Source organism: Nonomuraea zeae, assembly GCF_005889725.1.
Classification (GTDB): Bacteria; Actinomycetota; Actinomycetes; order Streptosporangiales; family Streptosporangiaceae; genus Nonomuraea; species Nonomuraea zeae.
In genome coordinates, this window is sequence record NZ_VCKX01000087.1 from 1 (window position 1) to 24892 (window position 24892).

24 protein-coding genes are annotated in these 24892 nt (G+C 71.8%); 11 read left to right on the forward strand and 13 right to left on the reverse strand.

The features are described 5' to 3' along the window. From ETD85_RS26490 to ETD85_RS26510, 5 genes are all read right to left on the reverse strand, one after another. The coding region (locus ETD85_RS26490; RefSeq protein WP_240779435.1) for a ferritin-like protein at window positions 1–266 on the reverse strand (266 nt) is incomplete at its 3' end. Further along, window positions 256–489 carry a hypothetical protein gene (locus ETD85_RS26495; RefSeq protein ID WP_138692490.1) on the reverse strand — a complete coding sequence of 78 codons (234 nt, stop codon included), beginning with the start codon at window positions 487–489 and terminating at the stop codon, window positions 256–258. The genes ETD85_RS26495 and ETD85_RS26490, both read right to left, overlap by 11 nt. Before the next feature lie 96 nt (window positions 490–585). After that, on the reverse strand, window positions 586–1341 hold the full coding sequence (locus tag ETD85_RS26500; protein ID WP_138692491.1) for an SDR family oxidoreductase: 756 nt from the start codon (window positions 1339–1341) through the stop codon (window positions 586–588). Between the two features lie 204 nt (window positions 1342–1545). Beyond that, window positions 1546–3438: an APC family permease gene (locus ETD85_RS26505; protein WP_138692492.1), complete on the reverse strand. Its 1893-nt coding sequence runs from the start codon at window positions 3436–3438 to the stop codon at window positions 1546–1548. After that, window positions 3425–4630 carry an ammonium transporter gene (locus ETD85_RS26510; RefSeq protein WP_138692493.1) on the reverse strand — a complete coding sequence of 402 codons (1206 nt, stop codon included), beginning with the start codon at window positions 4628–4630 and terminating at the stop codon, window positions 3425–3427. The genes ETD85_RS26505 and ETD85_RS26510 overlap by 14 nt, the downstream gene beginning before the upstream one ends. A gap of 225 nt (window positions 4631–4855) precedes the next feature. Between ETD85_RS26510 and ETD85_RS26515 the strand changes: the two genes are divergently transcribed. Genes ETD85_RS26515 through crcB form a run of 10 tightly spaced genes read left to right on the forward strand, consistent with a single transcriptional unit; the run spans window position 4856 to window position 12335 of the window. Continuing rightward, window positions 4856–5839 (forward strand): urea transporter, encoded by a 984-nt coding sequence (locus ETD85_RS26515; protein WP_138692494.1) that lies wholly within the window; start codon window positions 4856–4858, stop codon window positions 5837–5839. 29 nt (window positions 5840–5868) lie between these two features. Then, the gene (locus ETD85_RS26520) at window positions 5869–6177 is read left to right on the forward strand and encodes an urease subunit gamma (RefSeq protein WP_138692495.1); all 309 of its coding nucleotides are present in this window, start codon (window positions 5869–5871) and stop codon (window positions 6175–6177) included. Further along, a complete protein-coding gene (locus tag ETD85_RS63295) occupies window positions 6174–6920 on the forward strand; it encodes a sirohydrochlorin chelatase (protein ID WP_170246847.1) in 747 nt (248 codons plus the stop codon). Before ETD85_RS26520 ends, ETD85_RS63295 begins: the two co-directional genes overlap by 4 nt. After that, window positions 6910–7422, forward strand: a complete 513-nt coding sequence (gene ureB, locus ETD85_RS67905) for an urease subunit beta (protein WP_138692496.1) — start codon at window positions 6910–6912, stop codon at window positions 7420–7422. Before ETD85_RS63295 ends, ureB begins: the two co-directional genes overlap by 11 nt. A 5-nt stretch (window positions 7423–7427) precedes the next feature. Then, window positions 7428–9152 carry an urease subunit alpha gene (gene ureC, locus ETD85_RS26530; protein ID WP_138692497.1) on the forward strand — a complete coding sequence of 575 codons (1725 nt, stop codon included), beginning with the start codon at window positions 7428–7430 and terminating at the stop codon, window positions 9150–9152. Further along, window positions 9149–9853 (forward strand): urease accessory protein UreF, encoded by a 705-nt coding sequence (locus ETD85_RS26535; protein WP_138692498.1) that lies wholly within the window; start codon window positions 9149–9151, stop codon window positions 9851–9853. The genes ureC and ETD85_RS26535 overlap by 4 nt, the downstream gene beginning before the upstream one ends. 10 nt (window positions 9854–9863) lie before the next feature. Continuing rightward, window positions 9864–10499, forward strand: a complete 636-nt coding sequence (gene ureG, locus ETD85_RS26540; protein WP_138692499.1) for an urease accessory protein UreG — start codon at window positions 9864–9866, stop codon at window positions 10497–10499. After that, window positions 10481–11443, forward strand: a complete 963-nt coding sequence (locus ETD85_RS26545) for an urease accessory protein UreD (protein ID WP_138692500.1) — start codon at window positions 10481–10483, stop codon at window positions 11441–11443. Before ureG ends, ETD85_RS26545 begins: the two co-directional genes overlap by 19 nt. 60 nt (window positions 11444–11503) lie before the next feature. Further along, entirely contained in the window at window positions 11504–11974 is a 471-nt protein-coding gene (locus tag ETD85_RS26550) for a fluoride efflux transporter FluC (protein ID WP_138692501.1), read from the forward strand. 1 nt (window position 11975) lies between these two features. After that, window positions 11976–12335 (forward strand): fluoride efflux transporter CrcB, encoded by a 360-nt coding sequence (crcB, locus tag ETD85_RS26555; protein WP_138692502.1) that lies wholly within the window; start codon window positions 11976–11978, stop codon window positions 12333–12335. A gap of 60 nt (window positions 12336–12395) precedes the next feature. Here crcB and ETD85_RS26560 read toward each other — a convergent pair whose 3' ends face one another. The 7 genes from ETD85_RS26560 to ETD85_RS26585 form a co-directional block, all read right to left on the reverse strand. Further along, window positions 12396–16394 (reverse strand): S8 family peptidase, encoded by a 3999-nt coding sequence (locus tag ETD85_RS26560; RefSeq protein WP_138692503.1) that lies wholly within the window; start codon window positions 16392–16394, stop codon window positions 12396–12398. Between the two features lie 63 nt (window positions 16395–16457). After that, window positions 16458–16619, reverse strand: a complete 162-nt coding sequence (locus ETD85_RS63300) for a hypothetical protein (RefSeq protein WP_170246848.1) — start codon at window positions 16617–16619, stop codon at window positions 16458–16460. 145 nt (window positions 16620–16764) lie between these two features. Beyond that, the gene (locus tag ETD85_RS26565) at window positions 16765–19656 is read right to left on the reverse strand and encodes a helix-turn-helix transcriptional regulator (RefSeq protein ID WP_138692504.1); all 2892 of its coding nucleotides are present in this window, start codon (window positions 19654–19656) and stop codon (window positions 16765–16767) included. Window positions 19657–19768: 112 nt separating this feature from the next. Then, entirely contained in the window at window positions 19769–20152 is a 384-nt protein-coding gene (locus tag ETD85_RS26570) for a hypothetical protein (RefSeq protein ID WP_138692505.1), read from the reverse strand. Between the two features lie 80 nt (window positions 20153–20232). Continuing rightward, window positions 20233–20601: a hypothetical protein gene (locus ETD85_RS26575; RefSeq protein WP_138692506.1), complete on the reverse strand. Its 369-nt coding sequence runs from the start codon at window positions 20599–20601 to the stop codon at window positions 20233–20235. A gap of 171 nt (window positions 20602–20772) precedes the next feature. Next, window positions 20773–21084: a hypothetical protein gene (locus tag ETD85_RS26580; RefSeq protein WP_138692507.1), complete on the reverse strand. Its 312-nt coding sequence runs from the start codon at window positions 21082–21084 to the stop codon at window positions 20773–20775. A 105-nt stretch (window positions 21085–21189) separates the two neighbouring features. Beyond that, complete coding sequence (locus tag ETD85_RS26585) at window positions 21190–22167, reverse strand: aldo/keto reductase (RefSeq protein ID WP_138692508.1); 978 nt, start codon at window positions 22165–22167, stop codon at window positions 21190–21192. A 187-nt stretch (window positions 22168–22354) separates the two neighbouring features. Here ETD85_RS26585 and ETD85_RS26590 point away from each other — a divergent pair, with 187 nt between their 5' ends. Next, window positions 22355–24049 carry a TROVE domain-containing protein gene (locus ETD85_RS26590; protein ID WP_138692509.1) on the forward strand — a complete coding sequence of 565 codons (1695 nt, stop codon included), beginning with the start codon at window positions 22355–22357 and terminating at the stop codon, window positions 24047–24049. Window positions 24050–24112: 63 nt separating this feature from the next. Here the strand turns inward: ETD85_RS26590 and ETD85_RS26595 are convergent, their stop codons facing one another. Next, window positions 24113–24883 (reverse strand): GNAT family N-acetyltransferase, encoded by a 771-nt coding sequence (locus ETD85_RS26595; protein WP_138692510.1) that lies wholly within the window; start codon window positions 24881–24883, stop codon window positions 24113–24115. Between the last annotated feature and the right edge of the window lie 9 nt (window positions 24884–24892).

Consider the following 24892-nt stretch of genomic DNA (forward strand, 5'->3'; position numbering starts at 1 on the left):
CTCCGGGGGTGGGGTGGGAGCATTTCCGGAATGTCGAGGCGGGGTCGGCCGCCGACGGCGTTGAGCAGGTTGGCGGCCAGTGCCAGGTGCAGCATCTCTTCGGCGAAGACGCTGCCGATCACTTCCGTCGCTTCGGGGTTGCGCTCGGGGTCCAGGGAGTAGAGGGCGCACAGGTACGGCGGCAGGGTCGCGTGTTCCAGCTCGATCGCCCACTGAAGGTGCTCACGCAGGCTGTCGAGCGTGTCGATCCGCGGCTCACGCGGCATGATCGCCCGGCCCTGAGCCGTCCTCCAGCACCTCGACCGCGTCGAGCAGACCTCGCAGGCCGATCTCCTCGCGCTCGACCTCCGTCGGGTCGAACAGCCACTCGGTGACCGACAGGTTGACGGCCTCCTCCGCATGGCTGGACTCGACCAGGGTCACTTCCGCCTCGATCTCGATCTCGAGCTCGCGCAGGGATTCGTTCTCACCGCTCGGGGTGCTCATCATTCCTCCATACGTGGTGTAAGTGGCAGTCCGAACAGGGGGCGCGGCGGCCGTCCGGCCGCCGCGCTGCCCCGGTGATGCCAGGTGTGGAAGCCCGGGCTACTTTCCGGTCGCGTTCTGGCCGAGCCAGTCCTGGTAGCGGATCGTGCCGAGGGTGGCGCCCTCATCCGGGACGAGCGACCGCTCGCTCAGCTCGCTGCCGAAGTAGCGCGCGTGCGGGTCGGTGACCACTTCGCGCGGGTCGCCCCAGGCGGTCAGCGCCTGGCGGAAGAACTCGTCCATCCCGAACCGATCCGGCCCGGCGATCTCGATCCTGCCGTTCAGCGGCGACCCGACCGCGGTCCGGCCGACCGCCGCGGCCACGTCGTCACCCGCGATCGGCTGGAAGAGCACGGGCGCGATGTGCACCTTGCCGTCCACCGTGGCCTCGTCGGCGATGCCGCGGGCGAACTCGAAGAACTGGGTCGAGTGCACGAGCGAGAACGGGATCCCGGACTTCTCGATCAGCTGCTCCTGAGCGATCTTCGCCGCGAAGTAGCCGTTGTCCGGCATCCGCTCCGTGCCGACGATCGACACCGCGACGTGGTGACCCACGCCCGCCGCCGCCTCCGCCGCGAGCAGGTTGCCGGTGGAGGTCTGGAAGAACTTCAGCACCGCGGCCCGCTCGAACGACGGCGAGTTCGACACGTCCACCACCACCTGCGCACCCGCCAGCACCTCGGCCAGCCCCTCGCCGGTCAGCGTGTTGACGCCGGTGTTCGGCGCCGCTGCCACCGCCTCGTGACCGTGCTCGCCCAGCTTCGTCACCAGCTTCGACCCGATCAGGCCCGTCCCGCCGATTACCACGATCTTCATTGCTGTCCCTCTCGTACGCCGGGCCACCTTGTCGCCACCCGGTCGCCAGCTAAGACCGGACAGCCTCCGGGCTTGTGACAACCACCGCGAAATTTCGCTCGGCCTGGTCCGCGGCCTCCCCCGTTGGGCATGGCGACGATGGTGGGCACGGGGACGCTCGGCGCCCGCACGCCCCCTACCCAAGTGTCCGGCTGGTGCCGCCCGTCAGCCCGGGATCCGGAACGGCAGGAAGCACACCACCGCCTCCGTGTGATCCTGGAGGGCGGCGGCCAGGAGCAGGTCCCGCTGGGTGTGCAGGAGCCGGTAACGGGGATTGGGCGGCTGGATGCCGGGGATGACCACCGCGATCCATCTGCCGTTACTCTCCTGGCGCTGGACGTACTCGACGACCGGGCGGACCACGGTGTGGTGGGGGCTGTTCAGCACCTTCAGCCGGGCCCCGGGATTCCACCGGTCCCACTTGGCGCACAGGTCGTCGAGCGTCTCGGGGGCATCGGACACGACGATCGCGACGACCTCGCCGCCGAAGGCCAGCGCCGTGCTGATCGCCCGTTCGGAGATGGCGCTGATCGCGGAGGTCGGGCTGAGCGGGACGATGACCAGCCGCGTGGCCGGATCCGGGCCGTGCGGCGTGGGCTGGGGCCGCCCGAGCTCCAGCGCGACGCCGACCTTGGTGTAGTAGCGCTCCACCCAGGTGAACAGCAGGACCAGCAGGGGAACGGCCACGAGCACCACCCAGGCGCCCTCGGTGAACTTCGTGGTGAGCAGCACGATCGTGGCCACGACGGTGGCCACGGCGCCGACGCCGTTCAGCAGCGCCTTTCCCGCCCACTTCGGCGGGCGCAGCCCGGCCCAATGACGGACGAGCCCGGTCTGGCTGATGGTGAAGCCGGTGAACACCCCGATGGCGAACAGGGGGATCAGCCGATGGGTCTGCGCGTCGACCGCGATCAGGAGCACGGCGGCCAGGACGGCCACGGCGACGACGCCGTAGCGGTGGACGGGCCGCTCGGAGCGCAGCGCGAACAGGTGGGGCAGCCGGTGGTCCTTGGCCAGCAGGCTCATCAGGACCGGCAGGCCGCCGAAGCTGGTGTTCGCGGCCAGCCCGAGCGCGAGGGTGACGATGATGTTGGCCGCGTAGTAGAGCCAGCCCGTGCCGTAGGCGCCGGCGGTGAGCTGGGCGAGGATGGTGACGTCCGCCCGCGGGACCACCTGGTCGCGCCGGATGAGCAGGGCCATCCCCACCAGCATCGTCCCCAGCAGGATGCCCAGCATCAGCTCCGTCCGCTGGGCCCGGCGGACTCTCGGCTCGCGGAACATCGGCACGCCATTGGCGATGGCCTCCACCCCGGTCAGCGCCGAGCAGCCGGAGGAGAACGCCTTGAGTATCAGCAGCACGCTGAGCGCCTCGTAGCCGGGCAGGGGCGCGGGCGTGCCGACCACCGCCGCCGGGTGGGCGCGGGCCAGCCCGGCGACGATGATGCCGAGGATGCTCAGGATGAACAGCAGGGTCGGCAACGCCAGCACCCGCGCGCTGTCGGCGATGCCGTACAGGTTGAGCGCGGTGAGCACGGCCAGCCCGACCAGGCAGGTCTCCAGGAGGTGCGGGCCGAGGACGGGAAAGGCGGAGGCCAGGCTCGCGGCGCCCGCCGCGAGGCTGACCGCCACGGTGAGCACGTAGTCGACGATGAGCGCGGCGGCGGCGAGGAGGCTGACCTTGGCGCCGAGGTTCTGCTTGGCCACGGCGTAGGAGCCGCCGCCGTCCGGATAGGCGGCGATCACCTGGCAGTAGGAGGCCACCAGCAGGATGAGCAGCCCGGCGATGGCGAGCGTGATCGGGAGGGTGTGGCCGACCGCGGCGCTCCCGGCTGCGACCAGGACGAGCGCGATCGCCTCGGGCCCGTAGGCGACGGAGCTGAGCGCGTCGAGGGACAGCGCCACCAGTCCTTGCAGGCTGGTCAGGTGGTGCTTGTCGCCCTCGCCGTGGCGGAGCTGGATCCTCGGCGCGCGCTCGCCGGACAGGGTGCCGCCGGCGACCGCCCGGTCCGCCCGTAGGCCGGCCCGGTCCCGGCGGGGGCCCGGATCAGCCGTCCGCAAAGGCCTGGTCCGATCCCCGCTCCTGCTCCTCGGCCGTCATGCGCATGCGGAAGAGCCTGTCGATGACGAACCCGATGAGGTACGTGAGGATGAAGGTGAAGAGCCCGACGATCACGATGGCGGCCGCCTGCTTGCCGAGCACCGCGATCGAGCCGCCGTGGAACAGCCCGGGAGCGCCGCGCAGCTGGCCCGTGGCGAAGAAGCCGAGCGACAGGAGCCCGACGATCCCGCCCACGCCGTGGATGCCGGTGACGTCCAGGGTGTCGTCGTAGCCGATGACGAACTTCATCTCCACCGCGTACGTGCACGCGATGGCGGCGAGGATCCCGATGAAGAAGGCGCCGATGGAGTCCACGAAGGCGCAGGCGGGGGTGATGGCCACCAGCCCGCTGAGGGCGCCGCTGGCCGAGCCCATCCTGGTCAGGTGCCGGAAGCGGATCCATTCCAGCAGCCGCCAGGCCAGCATCGCGGAGCAGCCGGCGATCATGGTGCTGACGAAGGCCCTGGCGGCCAGCGCGCCATCCGTCAGCGCCGAGCCGGCGTTGAACCCGAACCAGCCGAACCACAGCAGGCCGAGGCCGAGCAGGACGTAGGAGACGTTGCCCGGTTTCGGTCCCGACTGGCGGCGGAAGCCGATGCCGCGGCCCAGCACGAGCGCCATGGCCAGCCCGGCGACGCCTGAGTTCAGCTCGACGACCAGGCCGCCGGCGAAGTCCATCACGCCCCACCGGCTGAGCCACCCGGACGGCGCGAAGACCCAGTGGGCGATCGGCGCGTAGACCAGGGTGATCCAGACGACGGCGAAGGCCATCCAGGGGCCGAAGCGGGCGCGTCCGGCGATCGAGCCGCTGATGAGCGCGACCGTGATGATGGCGAAGGTCGCCTGGAAGGCGGCGTAGACGTAGGTGGGGATCCGCCCGATCACCTCGGTGGGCGCCATGCCGGGGAAATTGGCCCAGCCGATGAGCCCCGCGCCGCCGACGTCCTTGCCGAAGGTGAGCCCGTAGCCGTAGGCGAACCACACGACCGTCACCAGGCTGATGCAGATATAGCTCATGTAGAGCATCGTCAGCATATTCTTGGAGCGGACCATGCCGCCGTAGAAAAAGGCGAGCCCGGGAGTCATGAGAAGCACCATCGCGGTGCTGACCAACATCCAGGCCGAATCGCCGGTGTTCAGACCGCTCGGCATTGTCTTCCCCTCGATAAGAGCCGCGCCGCGGGTTTTCGTCCCCGGGCATTTCACGAAGCCCTGCCCGCTGTCCTCGCCGTGCGGCCGGGGACGCAAACGCGGAGTTTCGCTTCTTTGCCCATCGTTGGCGTGTCGCCATTTTTCCCGGGATGTCGTGGTGGGGAAATAACGGTCCGACGCCCGCAAGTCATGCTTTTCCCGGAGAGAACGGAGGCCTGGTGCCTCATGGCCAGCTCGTCGCCGCAGCCGGACGGCGCACCAGGCAAGGCCGGCTCGGCGCGCTACCGGCCGCTCGACGCCCTGCTGACCGTTCCGCGCGGCGTCGCGCAGGTCGATTTCCAGCCCAGCTACTGGGTCGGCCTGGTGTTCCTCGTCGCGCTGTTCGCCGGGGGGTGGCAGTTCGGCGTCTTCGGGCTGCTGGGCACGGTGGTCGCCACCGCGACCGCCTACTTGCTGGGCGTCACGTGGGAACGGGTCTCCATGGGCCTCGAAGGCTTCTGCGGGACGCTGATCGGCGTCAGCCTCGTGCTCTATCTCGGCGTCGGCTGGATGACCGTCTTCCTGGTCATCGGGGGCGCGATCGCCGGGAGCGTGCTCACCTCGGCCATGAACACGGTGCTCACGCCCTACAACCTGCCGACGTTCACCGCGCCGTTCTGCGTGATCACCACGGTCATGGTGATCGGCGGGCCGTCGTTCGAGCGGGTCTGGGCCGGGCACGTCAACACCAGCGCGCCTTCCGCCGCCCGTCCGGGCATCGCGATGAGCTGGACCGACTTCTGGCAGGGCACCTTCAACGGCATCGGCCAGGTGTTCTTCCAGGACAAGTGGTACGTCGGCGTGATCTTCCTGGTGGGGCTGCTGATCGCCGGCTGGCGGATCGGGCTGGCCGCGTTCCTGGCCAGCCTGCTCGGCCTGCTGGTGGGCTGGTCGTTCGGCGCGCAGGCGGCCGACCTCGGAGCCGGCCTGTACGGCTACAACTCGGTGCTCACCGGGATCGCGCTGGCCGGCACGTTCGTGGTGCTGACCCCGGCCGGAGCCGTCTACGCGGCGATCGGCGCGGCCTCGGCCGCCGCGCTGACCGCCGGGATCGGCAACCTGTTCGCCGTGGTCGGCGGCCACACGCTCACCTGGCCGTTCGTGCTGGTCACCTGGGTCTTCCTGGCCGCCGTGCCGATGCTCGCCAAGATCCACCGGACCGCCACCTGAGGCGCCGGAAAGGGAAAGAGGGGACCTGAATGAATCTCACACCGCGAGAGATCGACAAGCTGCTCATCTTCGTCGTCGCGGAGCTGGCGGACAAGCGCAGGAAGCGCGGGCTGAAGCTCAACTACGGCGAGTCCGTGGCCCTGATCAGCTCCGCCATCGTGGAGGCGGCTCGCGACGGCAAGACCGTGGCCGAGTGCATGGAGCTGGGCAAGCAGATCCTCGGCCCGGACGACGTGCTGCCCGGCGTGCGCGGGATGCTCAAGCTGATGCAGGTGGAGGCGTCCTTCGACGACGGCACCAAGCTGGTCTCCTGCCACGATCCCATCGGCGGTAAGTGACGATGCGGCCCCGCGACGTCCTGCTGGCCACCGGGCACGAGAGCCGCGGCGGGCCGGTCTCGCGCGACCTGCTCGGGCCGGGAACCGGGGCTTACGTCGCCGGCCGCGACCTGCCCGCGGCCGTCCGCGGCCGCGACCGCGCCGTGGTCGTGCCGATGACGCTGGGCCGCGACCCCGGCCTGATCGTCTCGGCCGCGCAGACCCTGACCTGGGCGGCACGCGACCGGACGCCCGGAGACCTGCTGCTCGCGGAACCGCTGGGCTCGGTGCGGCACCTGGTGGGCTGGATCAAGGCGGCGATCGCCCGGGTCCTGCGCTCGGGGCCGCCGCCGCAGGCCGTGCTGCTGGTGGCCCCGGCCGCCGGGCCGGAGGAGGACGCGGAGCTGTTCAAGGTCGCCCGCCTGGTGTGGCAGAACCTGCCGGTCCGCTGGGTGGAGGTGGCGCTGACCGGCGGCCGGCCGGACGCGCCCGACGGGCTCGACCGCTGCCACCGGCTCGGCGCCACGGACGTGCTGCTCGTGCCCGCCTCGTTCGAGGCCGCGCCGGTGCTCGACGGCGCGCGGACCGCGGGGCCGCTGCTCGGCCCGGCCGCGCTCAGAGCGCTGATCAGGGACCGGGTGGCGACGGCGGAACGCCGGTGGCGCCTCGACGCCGACGACGGTCTCACCGGTCACGCGGCCGCGCACCACCACCATCACCACGACCACGATTCCCTGGAAAGGGCGGCGTTCCATGTCGGATGACGATGTCTACATCTATGGAGAAGGACAGCTTGAGCTCAACGCGGGGCAGCGAAGAGTGACGCTGACCGTGCGCAACACCGGTGACCGGGCAATTCAGGTGGGCTCGCATTTCCATTTCTTCGAGACCAACCGAGCGCTGGGATTCGACCGGGAGCAGGCTTTCGGGATGCGTCTCGACATTCCGGCGGGAACGGCCGTGCGATTCGAGCCCGGCGACACCAAGGACGTGCAACTGGTGGAATACGGCGGCGGTCTGAGAATCGTCGGGTTCGGCGGGTTGCTCGACGGCAGCGTCCGCGCGCGGGAGGCGCGGCGGGAGGCTCTCGCGAAGATGCGCGCCCGCGGTTACCGCGACGAGCCCGCCGCCCCGGGAAAGCAGCCAGAGAAGCAGCCGGAAAAGCCAGAAAAGCCGAAAAAACAGGAAAAGCCAGATAAGTCGGAGACGCCGGAGAAGGCCGCCGCCAAGCCGAAGCGCGCACCTCGTACGGGCAAGAAGGGCTGACCTCGATGACCAGCATCGACCGCAAGCGGTACGCGAGCATGTACGGCCCCACCGTGGGCGACCGGATCCGGCTGGGCGACACCAATCTCGTCGTCGAGGTGGAGAAGGACTACACCGAGGGGCACTACGGCGACGAGGTCCAGTACGGCGGCGGCAAGACCGCCCGCGACGGCATGGCGGCCGATCCGGCCTCGCAGAACGCCACGGTCGCCCTCGACACCGTGATCACCAACGCCGTGATCATCGATCCGATGCTCGGCATCGTCAAGGCCGACATCGGGATCAAGGACGGCAGGATCGCGGGCGTCGGCAAGGCCGGCAACCCGCACACGCAGAACGGCGTGGACCGGCGGCTGATCGTCGGCGCCGGCACCGAGGTGATCTCCGGCGAGAACCTCATCGCCACGGCGGGGGCCATCGACACCCACGTCCACTTCATCGCCCCGCAGCAGGCCCAGCACGCGCTCAGCAACGGGATCACCACGCTGGTCGGCGGCGGCACCGGGCCCGCCGACGGCACCCGGGGCACGACCTGCTCGCCCGGCCCGTGGAACATCGGCCGCATCCTCCAGGCGTACGAGGGCATCCCGATCAACATCGGGGTCTACGGCAAGGGCAACAACAGCCTGCCGCAGCCGCTGGAGGAGCAGATCCGCGCGGGCGCCTGCGGCCTGAAGGTGCACGAGGACTGGGGCTCGACGCCCGCGGTCATCGACTGCGCGTTGTCCGTGGCCGACCACTACGACATCCAGATCACCATCCACACCGACACGCTGAACGAGGCGGGGTTCGTCGAGGACACCATCAGCGCGATCAACGGGCGGGCGATCCACACCTACCACTCCGAAGGCGCCGGCGGCGGCCACGCGCCGGACATCCTGCGGGTGACCGGCGAACCCAACGTGCTGCCCGCCTCCACCAACCCGACGCTGCCCTACACCGCCAACTCGGTGGACGAGCTGCTGGACATGACGATGGTCTGCCACCACCTCAGCTACGACGTCCCCGAGGACATCGCCTTCGCCGAGAGCCGGGTCCGCGCCGAGACCATCGCGGCGGAGACGGTGCTGCACGACCTGGGCGTGATCAGCATCATCGGATCCGACTCCCAGGCCATGGGCCGGGTCGGCGAGTCCGTCACCCGGGCCTTCCAGATCGCCCACCACTGCAAGGACAAGCGGGGCCCGCTGCCGGAGGACTCCGCCCGCAACGACAACTTCCGGGTGCTGCGCTTCCTGTCCAAGCTCACCATCAACCCGGCCAGGGCCAGCGGGATGGCGGACACGATCGGCTCGCTGGAGGACGGCAAGCTGGCGGACATCGTCCTGTGGCCCGTCCACTCGTTCGCCGCGAAGCCGTTCATGGTCGTCAAGGGCGGGCTGATCAGCTGGGCGGAGATGGGCGATCCGAACGCCTCCCTGCCCACGCCGCAGCCGGTCTACTACCGGCCCATGTACGGCGGCTTCGGCCGGGCGCTGCAGAAGACCTGCGTCACCTTCATGTCGGACGCGGCGATCCAGCACGGCGTGCCCGAGCGGCTCGGCCTGGAACGGATCATCAAGCCCGTGCGCCAGTGCCGTACGGTCGACAAGCGGCACATGCTCTACAACTCGACGCTCGGCGACATCCGGGTCGACCCGGAGACCTACAAGGTCACCCTGAACGGCGAGCTGATGACCATCGAGCCGGCCCGCAAGCTCCCGCTCAACCGGCTGTACTTCATCGCATGAGCCCGCCGGGAGCCGGCCTGGAGTCGCTGTTCGCCCAGTTCCAGCTGACTGACTCGGGCTTTCCCAGCGGGCTGTACACGATGTCGCACGGCCTGGAGGGCTACGTCCAGGAGCGGCGGATCGCATCCGGCGAGCTGGACGTCCTGCTGGCGGATCTGCTGGAGAGCTCGGTGGGCCCGGGCGACGCCACGGCCCTGGTGCTCGCGCACCGCGCGGTCGTGGCCGGCGACTGGGACCGGGTGGTGGAGGTGGACCGCCGCCTGCACGCGATCAAGCTCGTCCGCGAGCAGCGCGCGGCCTCGGTGCGGACGGGCGGGCAGGTGCTGGCCACGGCCGTACCGGCCCTCGGCTCGGCGAGCGCCGCCCGGCTCGCCGAGCTGGTCGCGCGGAAGGTCACGCCCGGCAACCACGCGGTCGTCATCGGGGTGGTCCACGCGGGCGGCGGGGTGCCGGTGACGAACGCGGTGGCCGGCGACCTGTACGCGTTCGCCGCGAGCTTCGTGGCCGCGGCCGTGCGGCTGGGCCGTACGGACTTCCGCAGCGCGCAGGCGATCCTGCGCGCGGCCCGCCCCGTCCTCGCGCGGGTCGCCCGGGCGGCGCTCGACGCCGGCGACCCGCGCGACGTGCACGGCTGCGTGCCCGTCGCGGACACCGTCGCCGCCGGCCACGAGCGGGCGCCGGCCCGTCTGTTCACCACCTGAAGGGATCGCCATGGAGCTGGAGAAGGTGTTCAAGGTCGGCATCGGCGGGCCCGTCGGGTCCGGCAAGACCGCACTCATCGAAGCGCTCGTCCCCATCCTCGTCCGGCGCGGGCGCAGCCCGGGTGTCATCACCAACGACATCTACACCCAGGAGGACGCCGACCACGTGCGCCGCACGCTGGCCGGCGTCCTGGATCCGGACAAGGTGGTCGGCGTCGAGACCGGGGCGTGCCCGCACACGGCGGTGCGCGACGACCCGACGATGAACCTCGCGGCGGCGGCCGAGCTGCTCGACCGCTTCCCCGACATCGACCTGCTGCTCTTCGAGAGCGGCGGGGACAATCTGACGCTGACGTTCAGCCCGGTGCTGGCCGACCTGTACGTGTTCGTCCTGGACACCGCCGAGGGCGAGAAGATGCCGCGCAAGCGCGGTCCCGGCACGACGGACTCGGACCTGCTGGTCATCAACAAGATCGACATCGCCCCGTACGTGCGCACCGACCTGGCGGTCATGGAACGCGACGCCCACATGGTGCGCGGCGACGGGCCCGTCATCCTCACCGACTGCCTGACCGGGACCGGGGTCGCCGAGGTGGCCGACTTCATCGAGGCGCATCAGGGGGCGGAATGGATCTCGCAGAGATAGGGGAGCGGGTGGACGATTCGCCTGATCCGCTGTCGCCGGCCAGGTACACCGCGGAGTGGCTGCCCAGCCAGATCGCCCGGTACGCCTCCGCCGTGGACATGCTCCCGGTCGGCAGCCCCGGCAAGGTCGGCGTCCTCGACCTGGCCTTCGAGCGGATCGGCGGCCGGACCGAGCTGACCGCCCACTACCAGAAGGCGCCGCTGCACATCACGCGCACCCTGTACGGCGATCCCGGGCGGCCGGACATGCCGTCCGTCATGTTCCTGTCCTCCAGCGGCGGCGTCGTGCAGGGCGACCGGTACCGCATCGACGTGACCTGCGGCGCGGGCTCGTCGGTCCACCTGTCGACGCCCGCCGCCACGCGGGTCTACCGCATGGAGCAGGACTACGCCTCCCAGCTCGTGAACTTCAGCGTGGGCCGGGGCGCCTACCTGGAGTACCTGCCCGGGCACACGATCCCGTACGTGAACTCGCGCTACTACCAGCGGATCGGCGTCACCGTGGATCCGGAGGCGACCGTCGTGCTGGGGGAGACCGTGATGGGCGGCCGGCTGGCGCGCGGCGAGCTGCACGCCTACGACGCCTACTGCAGCGACCTGGAGGTACGCGGCACCGACGGGCAGCTGATCTGCTGCGACCCGATGCGCCTGGCGCCGCCCGAGCGCCCGGTCACCGGCCCGGCCGTGCTGGCCGGGTTCGGCGTCGTGGCCTCGCTCTACGTCGTCACCGGCGCCAGGCCCGCGCAGGAGCTCGCCGGCGCCATGCACGACGCGCTCACGGGGACCGGGCTGCGGGCCGGCGCCGGCGTGCTGCCCGGGGAGCGGGGGGCCTGGGCCAGGATCCTCGGCGACCGCTCGCCCGAGGTCACGGCCGCCATGCACCTGACCTGGGACGTCGTCCGCAGGCTGCTCATCGGCGTGCCCGCGCCGGAGCGCCGCGTCTGACCCGCGATGTGTGAGCTCGATGTCTGAGCGCCGCGTCCGACCCGCGAGAAGGAGACTTTGATGGAGAACGCCGACCACCTGGGGCGAAGGGAGCGCGCCGAGGCCGCCGCGCTGCATCCGCACGGCCCGCCGAAGTGGCAGCCGGGGGTGTTCCTGGACATCGCCGTCGGAGGCGCCGTCGGCGCGCTCGCGCGTTACCTGCTGACCGAGGCGATCCCGGCCTCGCCGGTGGGCTTTCCCTGGGGCACGTTCACCGTGAACATGCTCGGCTGCCTGCTCATGGGCCTGCTGACGGCGTACCTGCTGACGGCGCGGCCGCGCCCGTTCGTGCGCCCGTTCGCCGTGACCGGTTACCTGGGCGGCTTCACCACGTTCTCGCATCTCATCGACGGGATCTACCAGCTGGGCGGCGCGGGCAGATGGGGGCTGGGCGTCGGCTACGCGCTCGCCAGCGTGGTGATCGGCTGGATCGCCGTCGCCGTCGGGCTGATGGCCGGCCGGCGCATCCCGCACCGTGACGGAGGGGCCTGACATGGCGATCCTGATGGTGCTCATCGGCGGCGCGTTCGGGGCCATGTGCCGCTACGCCCTCGACCGCTACGTCAAGCAGCGGGCCGGCACGGCCTTCCCCTGGGGGACGCTCGCGGTCAACCTGCTGGGCGCGGGCCTGCTCGGCGCGCTGCACGGGGCCGGCACGGGCACCGAGGTGGAGGCGCTGCTCGGCACCGGCTTCTGCGGCGCGCTGACCACGTTCAGCACCTTCGAGCTCGACACCGTCCACCTGATCCAGGACGGCTCGTACGGCAAGGCCGCCGTGAACGCGATCGGCAGCCTGGTCCTCGGCGTCGTCGTCTTCGCCGTCTGCTACGCCATCCTGCGCGCGCTCGTGTGACCGGTGAACGCCGCCGGCCCGGTCCTCGCGGGAGGACCGGGCCGGCGGGTCATGCGGGTGTCAGCGCGCCCGGAGGGCGAACGCCCGGAGGTTGGTCATCTTGAGCCGGTTGCCCGACGCGTCCCAGGCCTCGGCCTTGAGACTCACCGTGCCCTTGGTGTCCTTCATGGCCGGATACCTCGTGCTGGCGGTGTAGACGCCGTCCGCGCCGCGCTTGAGCGTGACCGGCTGCCAGGTGGCGCCGTCGTCCGTGCTGGACCACAGCTTCAGCCCGGCGATCTTCGGCATCCTGGTCGCCGACGGCGAGTGGTACGGCTCCACCTGGAAGGTGTGGCCGCGCCCGGCCGCGACGGTGTTGTCCATCGCCAGGCTGCTGCCGAGGTCGTAGCTGACGAACACGGCCGGGACCGGCTTGCAGTGCTCGCCGTACCCCTGGAGGAACCACGAGTTGCAGTAGATGCCCCGCTGGCCCTGCGCGTCGCCGGCCGGCGCGGTGAAGGTCCACTCGACGTCGTTGTCGGCGTTCTTCGCGGTCAGCCGATAGGTGCCGGTGGCGGAGGGCAGCGTGTAACGCGGGGTCTTGGGGAACGGGTCCCCTCCGACCACCGGGAGCTCGGTCCCGTCGCGGTACAGGTGCTGCTCGTACGCCGGGGTGAACGGCTCGGTCAGCGACCAGAACGCGGTGCTGTCGTCACGGTTCTCCCCGACGCCGGCCACGACGGAGAAGTCGGTCCAGAGCTGGTCGCCCTGCACGCAGATCGCGCAGTAGACGCCCAGGCCCTGCTGCTCCAGGACTCCGCCGTCCGGGTCGGCGAGAGCGGTCACGGCGTCCGGCACCGTCGCCGCGCCCGGGGTGCTGGGCGTGGCCCTCCACTGCTGCCGGACCCGGCCGGGGCGCTCGTAGACGTCGACCCGGTACCTGCTGTACTCCGGCTGTCCGAGCGCCTCGATGCCGCGGTTGTGGACGATGGTCCGGTCGGTGGGCCAGACCCAGTCCGTACGTGACTTCGGCGCGACGATGGAGGTGTCCGCGTCCGCGGGGGAGGTGGACCAGCGCACCGCGTCGTCCTGCTTGTAGACGTAGCGGAAGTCGTGCAGGCTCTTCGGCCCGGCGGAGTGGACGTCCATGTCCACCTGGGCCAGGTCCCGCTTGCGCAGCGAGACGTGCAGCGAGTCCGGGATCCGCCCCTCGTAGTAGGGCGTGAACACGTACATGTAGGGGGTCTCCGGCGTCCCCGTCACGCGGATGGTGACCTGGTCACGGGTGAGCTGCTTGCGCAGCGCCATCCCTTCCTTCGACGACAGGTGCGCGAGGGCGATCCCGATGGGCTTCTCCGGGCCGCTGAACGGCTTCTGCGCGATGCCCAGCGGGACGGGGCAGCCGGAACCCTCCACCGGGAAGATCGCGATGCCGGCGGCTCCCGCGTCCCTGACCGGGCCGATGCGCTCGATCTGGGCGCCGCAGATCGGGTTGCCCAGCATGTCCTGGGCGTGCTCCGCGGCCATCAGGACGAGCTTGCCGCGCAGGTCCCGGCCGGCGATCTCCTCGGGCGTGCCCAGCCCGACGTCGACGACCTGCAGATCCTGCGTGCCCTTGAACGGGGTCCATTCGGGGTGGTGGTTGACCTCGCCGAACCAGTGCACGTTGGCGGCCGGGTTCAGCTTCAGCTTGTCCGGGCGGCGTACGCTCATGGCGATCTCCGACTGCCCGAGCGTCCAGAAGGTGGAGAAGCGGAAGGCGCCCTTGGTGACCTTCTTGGTGGGCGTCACCCACAGCTTGCCCCACGTGCCGATGGGCACGGGCTGCTCCAGCCCGGCGGCGTAGACCTTGCCGTTGGCGACGGTGCGCTGGTACTGGGCGGTGTAGGTGTTGTTCAGCGGCTCGGCCGGCTGCGGGGTATCGAAGCGCACCTGCGTGGTCCGCCGGGCGTCCAGCGTGATCTCGGTGTCGCCGGTGATGGCGAGCTCGGGCTCGAACAGCCAGGCCCGGTTCGCCCGGCTGTCGCCGTCCACCCAGTCCATCACCTGCAGCAGGCTGATGGTCCCCGACGGGACCCGGGTGACGACGGTGCCCTCCTCGGTGATCCAGTGCGGGCCGGGCATCAGGCCCTTGTTGCCTTCGACGTCGATGACGTCCATGGCCCACGGGCTGCGGGGCTTGCCGTCCCGGTCCAGGGTGCGGATGGTGAGCTCGAAGGTCGGAGCCTCGCGTACGACGCCCACCGGCGTGGTCAGCGAGACGTCGCCCGCCTGCGCCGTCACGGCGCCGCTGTACGTCCCGAGCGCCAGACCTTCGGTGACCAGCGTGACGGTCGTGGCGGCGGTGCCCTTCGCCGGCACGGTGAGCGTCGTGTCGGCCGTGCTCAGCCGGTCCGCGAGGGCGTCCCCGCCGGAGGCGGCCAGGACGGCCTTCAGGGTGAGGGTGACCGGCTGGTCGCCGAGGTTGGTGTAGCCGATCTCCCGCGTCTGCGGCTTGCCGGTGTCGTCCAGCCGGCCGAAGTCGATGTTGGCGGTCGAGGAGAAGACCTGCGCGTCGTGCGCGCGGGCCAGGTCCAGCCGGCCCGCGCCCTGCTGGTAGACGTGCTCGCCGACGTCCTTGGCGGTCGACATCAGCGCGGACTTCAGCTGCCCGGCCGTCCAGTCGGGATGCACCTGCGCCATGATCGCCGCGGCCCCCGCGACGTGCGGGGTGGCCATCGAGGTGCCGGACGCCTTGGTGTAGCGGTCGTCGACCGGCGTCCCCATCACGGTGCCCGCCGCGCGCGCCGCCGCGATGTCCACGCCGGGCGCGGCGATGTCCGGCTTGAGCGCGCCGTCGAGACGGGGTCCCATGCTGGAGAAGCTCGCGCGCCCGTCGCTCTTGTCGACGGCGGCGACGGTCAGCGCCGCGTCGGCCGTACCGGGGGTGGAGACCGACTCCGGGGTGCCGACGTTGCCGGCGGCGATCACGAACAGCGCGCCGGTGGAGGCGGTGAGGTCGTTGACCGCCTGGCTCATCGGGTCGGTGCCGTCGGTGGCGTTCGCGCCGAGGCTCATGCTGACGACCTTGGCGCCGCCGGCGGTCGCCCATTCCATCGCCTCGATGATGCCGGACTCGTCGCCCGAGCCGGTGTTGCTGAGCACCTTGCCGACCAGCAGCTGGGCGCCCGGTGCCACGCCCTTGTTCCTGCCGCCGGAGGCGGCCCCGCTGCCGGCGATGGTGGAGGCCACGTGGGTGCCGTGCCCGTGACCGTCCCGGACCTCCTCGCCGGGGATGAACGAGCGGGAGTCGGCGATCTTCCCGGCGAGGTCGGGGTGCCCGGCGTCGACGCCGGTGTCCAGCACCGCGACCTTCACGCCCGCGCCGTCGTGGCCGGCGGCCCAGGCGTGCGGGGCGCCGATCATCGGCACGCTCTCCGCCAGGTCCGCCTTGACCTTGCGATCGAGCCACACCTTCGAGATCCCGCCGCGCAGCGCGCTCCTGGCCGAGGCGTCCTCGGCGCGGACCGCGGCCCAGAAGGCGCCCGCCTCGGCCTTGGTGACGTCGAGGGCGGCGGCGTTGATGCTCTCCAGCGTCGTGGTGGGGGCGCTGGCGGGGATGGCGCCGGCCGCGCTCTTGACCTTGGCCGCGGCCTCGCCCTCCGGATACTGCACGATGACCGGCAACTGCTTGGTCAGCTCGTCGGTGTAGCCGTTCTCGGCCAGGTACTTGACGTTGAACAGCTCCCGGTCCAGCCGCCCGGCCTGGACGGCGGAGAGCGCGTCGTCGGGCAGGGCGTAGACGCCCTTCGGGCTCGACTGGACGAACAGCGAGGCCACCCTGCCGTCCGGCCGGACGCTGCCCTCGCTCCGGACGGCGAAGCGGCCGCCGCCCGCGTCGGTCAGCTTGACCTTGTCACCGGTGATCAACGTGATGCTGTGCGGCCCCTTGCCCAGCCCTTCGAGCGCGAACGGCTGCGCCGCTTCGCTCTTCGCGGGCGGCTCCTGCTGGGCCTGCGCCGCGACGGGCTGTGCCAGCGTGCCGGCGACCAGCGCGAACGCCGAGGTGAGCGCGGCCGAGCCGCGCCGCAGCCGGCTCATGCGCCCGCCCCGGGCAGTAATCCTTGCAACGTCATGAGGTGCTTCGCCTTTCGATGTGGGGGGTCAGATCGGCTCGAAGCCTTCGGGAGGGCGAGGCGCCTCCGCGTCGGGATCTCCGGACGGCGCCGGAGCGTCCGCGGGCTCCTCCGCCGGCTCCTCGACCGGCTCCTCGTCCGGCGCTGCGCCGGGTACGCGATCGTGGCGCACGGGCTCGTTCTCGGGCATGGATCAAGGGTCGCCGCGAGAGCGGTGACCGGGGTATGGGGCGGGGCTGGGGTGAACACCCCATTTCCCGGCCGCGGTCATGGGGTCCGGCGCCGGTTGCGCCTGCGGTCATGAGCGGGTCATGAGCGGGTCGTGAGCCGCGGGGTCAGGTGTCCGTACGGTCCGCCAGGCGATCCGTCAGATGGTGGGCCAGCTCGGTGCGCGAGCGGGCCCCGAGCTTGCGCATGGCCATCCCGAGGTGCTTGTCGACGGTCTTCGGCGACAGGAACATCTGCCGGGCGATCTCCTGGTTGGTCAGCCCGGCCGCGGCCAGCCGGGCGACCTGGACCTGCCTGGCCGACAGGCCCGTCAGGTGCTCCTCGCCGCTCTCGGCGGGACGTACCCGGGCGACGGGCCGCAGGCCCCAGCGGCGGCCCAGCCGGGTGGCCCGGTCCAGGTCCCAGCGGGCGTCCAGCCGCGTGTACGCGGTGATCGCCCGTTCCAGCGTGCTCTCGGCGGCGGGGTCGCCGAGCTCGAACAGGCACGCCGCGGCGTGCTCCGTGGCCTGGGCCTCCTCGTACGCGGCCGGCACCAGCCCGTAGGCGGCGGCCGCGGCGGCGAACCGGCCGGCCGCCCGCGCCCACTGCCCGGCGGCCAGGTCGATCAGCCCGCGGGCGTGCGCCAGCGCCGGTTCGGCCAGCGGCGCGTCCAGCCCGCGCAGCCGGGCCTCGTACCGGTCGGCCAGCTCGGCGGCCTCGTCCGGCCGTCCAGCGGCCAGCATGGCCTCGGCCAGCGCGGGGACGGCCCGCACGCCGACCGGCCAGAGATCCTTGGCCTCCCAGGTCGTGACCGCTCCCGCCGTCTCCGCGAGCGCGGGTTCGGCCGCGCCGCGGGCGGCGGCCAGCCGCAGCAGCATGGTCACGGGAAGGGGGAGTATGTCGCCGTCCCCCCGGGCGTGCGCCTCGTGGATGACGTCGAGCAGCTGGTCGTGCGCGGTGCCGAGCCGGCCGGGGGCGGCGGCCAGGCAGGCCGCGACGCTGCTCAGCTGGATGCGCTCGGCCGGTCTGCGGGCGTACTCGTCGCGCAGGGTGGCGATCTCCTGGGCCAGGGCGTCCCAGGAGCCGCTGAGGTAGCGCACCATGGCGACGTCCAGCCTGAGCCGGAACTCGTCGGCCCGTGAGGCGCGCGAGCTCCTGCCACTGTCGAGTGCCGCCTCCAGCAGGCTCAGGGCGGTCCGATGGTGGCCGGTCAGCATGGCCGTGCCGCCGATGGACTTGTAGGCGACGGTTTCCTGCCGGCCGACGGGTCTGCCGCCCGTCTCCTTCACGATGCGGTCGGTCAGCTCGCTCCAGCGGGGGTCGCCGACCACGGCGAACACCATCGCGATCTTGCCCAGCACCAGCAGGCGGGTGCCCTTGTCGCCGTCGGCCGGCAGGGTGTCCAGCGCGCGTTCGAGCCAGGCCATCCGCTCGTCAAGCGGGCGGTCCGTGATGGTCGGGACGCCCAGGCCCACCATCGCCCAGGCCGCGTACTCGGGCAGCTCCTCCAGGTCGTCGACCGCGTCCACGAACACCTGGCGGATCCGTAGCTGGTCGACCCTGGTCACGTCGATGTTCAGGCCCAGCAGGAGGCGTAGCTCGCCGCGTACCCGCCTGGGCAGGTCCTGGTGGATCGCCTCGGCGAGCAGCTCGCCGATCGCGGGGACGCGCAGCACGTTGAGCGCCACCCAGCCGAGGCGGATGGTCAGCTCCGCCCGGCGCACCGGCTCCAGGTCGGCGTGCCGGAGCAGGTTCTCCAGCAGGCGCGCGGCCTCGGCGTCGTTGCCGAGCGTGGTCGCGTGCTCGGCGGCCGTGACGGCGGCCGCCACCCACTCCGCCGGCCGGCCCGCGTGCCGCAGATGGTGCGCGACCTGCCCTAGCGGCACCGGGCGCAACGCGCGTACCGCCTGCGCGGCGCCCGCGTGCAGCGACCGGCGGCGACCCAGCGGCAGGCCCTCGTAGACGGCCTGCGCCGCGAGCACGTGGCGGAAGCCCACCATCCCGTCGCGCTCGGTGAGCAGCCCCGAGTCGAGCGCCGCGTCCAGCCCTTCCAGGTCGGGCAGGCCGGCGACCTCGGCGAGCAGCGCGGCGGGCACCGCGAGCTGGAGCACGGCCGCCGCCTGGATCACCGCCCGCGCCCGGTCCGGCAGCCCGGCCACCCGCTCCTGCACCGAGGCCAGGACTCCGGCGGGGACGTCCAGCTCGTCCAGCGCGCGGCGGGCCCAGCCGCCCTCCCACCTGATCAGCACACCCCGCGAGCGCAGCAACGCCAGCAGCTCCTGGATCGCCAGCGGCAGCCCGGAGGAGCGGGCGCACAGATGCGTGGCGAACTCGGCGGACACCTCCTCGGCGTCGAGGATGGCCGAGGCCAGCGCCTGGGTGGCCGCCACGTCCAGCGGCCGCAGCACGAGATGCTCGCGGCCGACCGGGTCCGGCGGACGCGCGGTCACCGCCCTGAGCGCGGCGTCGGCCTCCTCACCCCGGTAGGTGAGCACCACGCTCAGCGCGTCGGGAAGCGCGCCCACCAGGTAGCCGAGGAACTCGACCGTCTGCTCGTCGCCCCAGTGCAGATCCTCGACCACGAGGACGGCCGGTCCCAGCGCGGCGAGCACGTCGGCCAGCCCGCGGAAGAGCCGGTGCCGCTCGGCTGCCCGATCCTCCAGAGGTGGCAGCGGCTCGGGCAGCACCGCGCCCAGCTCGGGCAGCAGGGCCCGTAACGAGCCCGCCACCGGCGACAACGTCGCGTCCTTCAGATCGGCGGCGCGACCGCGTAACGCCTCCACGATCGGCCCCAGCGGGAACGGCTCCCTGACCTGGCCGCAGCCTCCCTTGAGCAACCGCCGCCCGGCCAGCTCGGGGCGGGCCGCCAGCTCGGCGACCAGACGGGACTTGCCGATTCCGGCCTCGCCCTCCACCACGGTGACCGACGGCGCGGCCACGGCCGCCGCGACCAGCCGCTCCAGCTCGGCTGCACGGCCGATCAGCACGGGAGAGACCACCCGGCCAGCCGCGTGCTTCATCCACTGCTCCCGCCTTTTGCCTGATCAACGGACATTTAACTGGAAGGAAGGTCAAATGTCACTGAATGCGCCCTGCGTCCCATGCCTGGGGGACGGCCGGGCCGGCGGGTGATCAGCGGGGGGAGGCGTACTCCAGGCGGGGGCGGCGGCCGGTGAAGACGCGGACTTCGCCCCAGTCGCCGTCGAGGTGGTACGCCCCTCTTTCGGGCGTCAGGCTGTCGATGTTGCCCAGGTCCTCCTGGCCGGCGGCGTCCACGTACCTGCGGGGGGAGCGCCTGATCCACTCCAAGCCGGTGACGTCGGTGAAGGTGAGTAGCGTGGCGCGGGCGTAGCAGTACTGCTCGCCGGGGCGCGGGGGGTGGTGGTAGGGGTGCTCCGGAGTGAGGACGGCCTCCAGGGCGAACGTGAGCGCTCCCGGCCGCTCGGTGATGGCGAGGACGTAACTGTCCTCAAGGTAGACGCCGGTCAGCTCGGGGAACTGCGCATAGTCGATCATGCTGGCCAGGTGTCGATGGCTGTGTCGATGGCCGTGCCGGGGGACATGTCCTGACACGGCCGGATCGACGTGCGGCGAGGTCAGACCGGGCAGGGCGTGGTGCTGCCGGTGCCGATCGAGTAGAGGATGACCTGGCGGAAGGCGGGCGGGACCACGGCGCGCCCCGCGCACAGCAAGTAGTCGCCGGCCAGGGAGTGCAGCACGACCCGGCATCCCGGCAGCGGGGCGTTGTCGAAGGAGCCGACCCGCTGCCCCGGGACCCTGCCGATGAAGTTGTCGCACGCCTCGTAGGTGGCCGAGTTGGTGGTGCGGGAGTACGCGGTGTCGGAGTAGAGCGTGACCCGGCCCGTCGCGAGGGACGCGGCGTGCGCAGGTACGGCGGTGAGCGCGAGAAGGATCGTGGCGGCTGCGCACGTTGCTGCGCGAGCGCGCCCGAGGCCACGTAACATGCTGCTCCTCAAGAATGGTCAACCGGAATCCGTGCTGGTTGATATGAAAGGTCGCCGGGATACGGCGAGCGCCCCGTTGAGGATGGTGCTGGAAACCCCGTTGTGAAGCGCATCCGGATGCCGCCCGGGATGCGTGGCCTCATCATGAGCGACCGTCGCGCGTCTGTAAAGCTAGCCGCGCGTCTCCACCCAGACGCTGATCGTGGTGTGCGGGGTGATGTTGGTGAAGGAGACGGTGCCGGCCGGCTGCCACGGTCCCTCGATCGGGATCAGGCCCACCTCTGGCAGGAAGTGCTTCTGCAGGACGCGGATCCGGTGCTCGCCGGTGCCGGTGGTGCACAGGCTGGAGGCCCAGCGCTGCTGCGTGTCGAGCTGGTAGCCGCAGTCCGTGGGTGCGGCGAGCGCCCCGGGGGCGGCGGCCACCAGAGCGGTGGCGGTCAGGAGGGTCGTCGCGGCGCCGGCCGCCCATCTTCTCGCGTGCATGGAGGCTCCCTGGGGAAGAGGTGGAGCGGGCGAGAATGCTTAGGAAAGTTTCCTAAAGGTAAAAGCGATGGGCGGCCTCGTCAATGGGCCCGGGGCCTGGCGCCGCTACCAGCGGTCGTGGACCTGGGGGCGGATGAGCTCGTCGTACGTGGCCCGCACCGCCTCCAGGGTCCCGGCGTCGAGCGGGGCCAGGTCGGCGGCGGCGGCGTTCGCGGTCGCCTGGGCCGGGTTGCGGGCGCCGGGGATGACGACCGAGACCCCCTCCTGGTCCAGGATCCAGCGCAGGGCGAACTGGGCCATGGTCGCCCCCGCGGGCACCAGGGGAGTCAGGCGGCGGACCGCCTCCAGGCCGGTGGCGAAGTCGACGCCCGAGAACGTCTCGCCGACGTCGAACGCCTCCCCGTGCCGGTTGTAGTTGCGGTGGTCGTCGGCCCCGAACGTGGTGCGCTCGTCGTAGCGGCCCGACAGCAGGCCGCTGGCCAGCGGGACCCGCGCGATGATGCCCACTCCGGCGGCCCTGGCGGCGGGCAGCACCTGCTCCAGCGGCTTGAGGCGGAAGGCGTTCAGGATGATCTGGACGCTCGCCACCCCGGGCCTGGCGATCGCGGTCAGGGCCTCCCCGCAGGTCTCCACGCTGACCCCGTACGCGGCGATCTTCTTCTCGGACACCAGCGTGTCCAGCGCGTCGAACACCGCGTCCGACGAGTAGACGGGCGTCGGCGGGCAGTGGAGCTGGACCAGGTCGATGGTGTCGACGTCCAGGTTGCGGCGCGAGCGCTCGTTCCAGGCGCGGAAGTTGGACATGACGTAGTTGGCCGGGACCTGCTCCAGGCGGCGGCCCATCTTGGTGGCCACGGTGAGCCCGGGGCGGGACTTGGCGAAGCGGCCGACGATCTGCTCGCTGCGCCCGTCGCCGTAGACGTCGGCGGTGTCGATGAAGGTGACGCCCGCGTCCACGGCCGCCTCCAGCGTGGCGACGGCCTCGTCCACCGTCACCTGGCCCCAGTCGGCGCCGAGCTGCCAGGCGCCGAGGCCGACGACGCCGACCTGGCGTCCTGTACGTCCCAACACGCGGTGTTCCATGGGGTCGATCTCCTGTCCGTGGCAGATGTCTGGACCCAGTCTCCCGGATGGCGGCAGGCCACCACGCACCCGGTGCCCGTGGCCGGAGACGATATTGAGATGTCTTGCGCTGCCGTTGTGAGTACCGTTCCTGGCAGGGCGCGGGTCGAAGCCCGCCGGTTCTCCAGCCTCGGCGAAGGAGGTCCCCATGTCCCGAGATCCGCTCGCGGCCGTATCGGCCTTCAACACCCCGCAGTCTGCTCGCCTGCCGGGACGTCCCGAGCAGGTGCGCAACGACGGCGGCGGGTTCGTCTTCGCCAAGGACCTGTGGACCAGGCTGGAGGACTTCCTGATCCTCGGCACCTGCGGCGGCACCTACTACGTGCATGAGTGGCAGCTCACCGAGCGGAACACCGGCGTGCTGTTCGACGCGATCGCCGAGGACGGCCCGCGCGTGGTCGAGCTGCTCACGGCCGTCTCCACCGCGCGCCCGCCGCGTGCGCCGAAGCCGCGCCCGGCCCTGTTCGCGCTGGCCGCCGCCTACGCCATGGGCGACCCCGCGACGCGCCAGGCGGCCAAGCTCGCCCTGCCGAAGGTGGCGCGCACCACCGATCATCTCGCCCAGTTCTTCGGCTACTTCAAGAACCTGGGCGGCAAGCCGACCCGGGGCGGTGCCTCGCCGGTCACCGGGCGGTCGGTGCGTACGGCGCTCGGGTCGTGGCTCCTGGAGGGGAGCCCGGACGACGTGGCGTTCAAGGCGTGCAAGGCCGCGCAGCGCAGGACGCCGCAGGGCGAGGCGTTCAGCCTGCGCGACGTGCTGCGCATCGCGCACCCCGTCGCCGACAGCGAGCAGCGGAAGGTGCTGTTCGGGTGGATCGCCGGGAACGTTCCCGACGAGCGGGCGCGCGAGGCGCTGCCCGCCGTGGACAGGTTCCTGACCGCGAAGGCCGTCACCGGCGTCGCGGAGGCGGTCCGGGTGGTGCGCGAGCGCAACGTGCCGTGGGAGTTCCTGCCCGACGAGCTGCTGTCCGAGCCGGCCGTCTGGGAGGTGCTCGTCGACACCGTCGGGATGACGGCGCTGCTGCGCAACCTGGCGCGGATGACGCGCATCGGCGCGCTCAAGCCGGGCGGCGACGCGACGCGACGCGCCGTCGCCCGCCTGACCAGCGGCGACGCGCTGGCCAGGGCCCGGATCCACCCGATGGACGTGTTCCTCGCGCTGCGCGTGTACGGCTCCGGCCGGGCCCAGCCGCACCCGCGCGCCGAGCTCCAGAGGTGGCAGCCGGTCCCGGCGGTCAGGGACGCGCTGGAGGAGGCGTACGAGCGATCGTTCGCGAACGTCGAGCCGACCGGCAAGCGGCTGCTCGTCGCCGTCGACTCCTCCGGGTCCATGGGCTACTCCGGGATCAGCCTGGGCGGCTCGCCCCTGGGCACGGTGTACGAGCTCGCGTGCGCGATGGCGGTCATGCTGGCCAGGATCGAGCGCGGCGGCGTGCACGTCATCGACGTCGACACCGCCGTGCACGCCTCCAAGGTGACCCCCCGGACGAACCTGCGTGAGATCGCCGCCTGGCAGCCCTCCGGCGGTGGCACCGACCTGTCGCTGCCGTTCACCTGGGCGCTTCGCGAGCGGATGGAGGTGGACGGCGTCGTGGTCCTCACCGACAACGAGACCTGGGCCGGGCGGTCGCATCCGGCCCAGGCGCTCGCGAGATACCGGCAGGCGCTGAACCCGCGGGCCGGCGTGGTGGTCGCGGCGATGACGGCGGCCGGGTACTCCATCGGCGATCCGAAGGACGAGCGCGTGCTCAACGTCGCCGGGCTGGACGCGTCGCTGCCGATGATCGTCAACGGGTTCATCCGCGACGGCGGCCAGGAGTCCGACGGCGGCCGGACGTCCTGACGCGGGCCGGGCGTCCCGCGGCGCGCCGGACGTCCTGACGCGGGCCGGGCGTTCTGACGGCGGTCAGGGGGTCCAGATGTAGGGCGTGGTCGTGGTGATCGCGTGGAGGCCGAGCCGCTGGAGTATCGGCCGGCTGTCCTCCGAGGCGTCCACCTGGAGGTAGTCCACGCCCGCCGCCACGGCGAGCCGGGCCCGGTGCGCCACGAGGGCGCGGTAGATGCCGCGCCCCCGCCACTCCCGCAGCGTCGAGCCGCCCCACAGCCCGGCGAAGCCGGTGCCGGGCTTGAGCACGAGCCAGGCGGCCGACACGATCCGGCCGCCGGCCTCCGCGACCAGGACCGCGATGGCGTCCGGGTCGTCGCCGACGCGCCGGATCAGGTCGTCGCCCAGCCAGCTCCAGTCCGCGCCCCAGACCTCGGACTCCATGGCGGCGATGGCGCGCAGGTCCTTCTCCTCGGTGACCTGCCGGATCGTCACCCCTGGGGGAAGCGGCGACTCGCCGAGGAGCTCCTCGGCCCGGCCGACGAGGACCGTCTCGGGCTCCTCCGCGACGAACCCGTAGCGGGTGAGCCGTTCGGGCAGGTCGGCGGGCAGGTCGTGGGAGCGGGTCTTCCACTCGAAGCTCTCGCCGCGCCCCGCGAAGTAGGTGCACTGGCCGGTGATCAGGTCGTCGAGCTCTTCGGCCGGGAGCACGGGCGGCCCCTCGACGAACCCGCGGAACATGCCGGTGATCCGCAGCAGGGGACCGTCCATCTCATAGACGAGCCCGCCGGGGATCCGGGCTGGGATCCACCGGCGGGTCCGGTCATAGGCTTCGAGCAGCGATTCAGTCACGAACCAGCA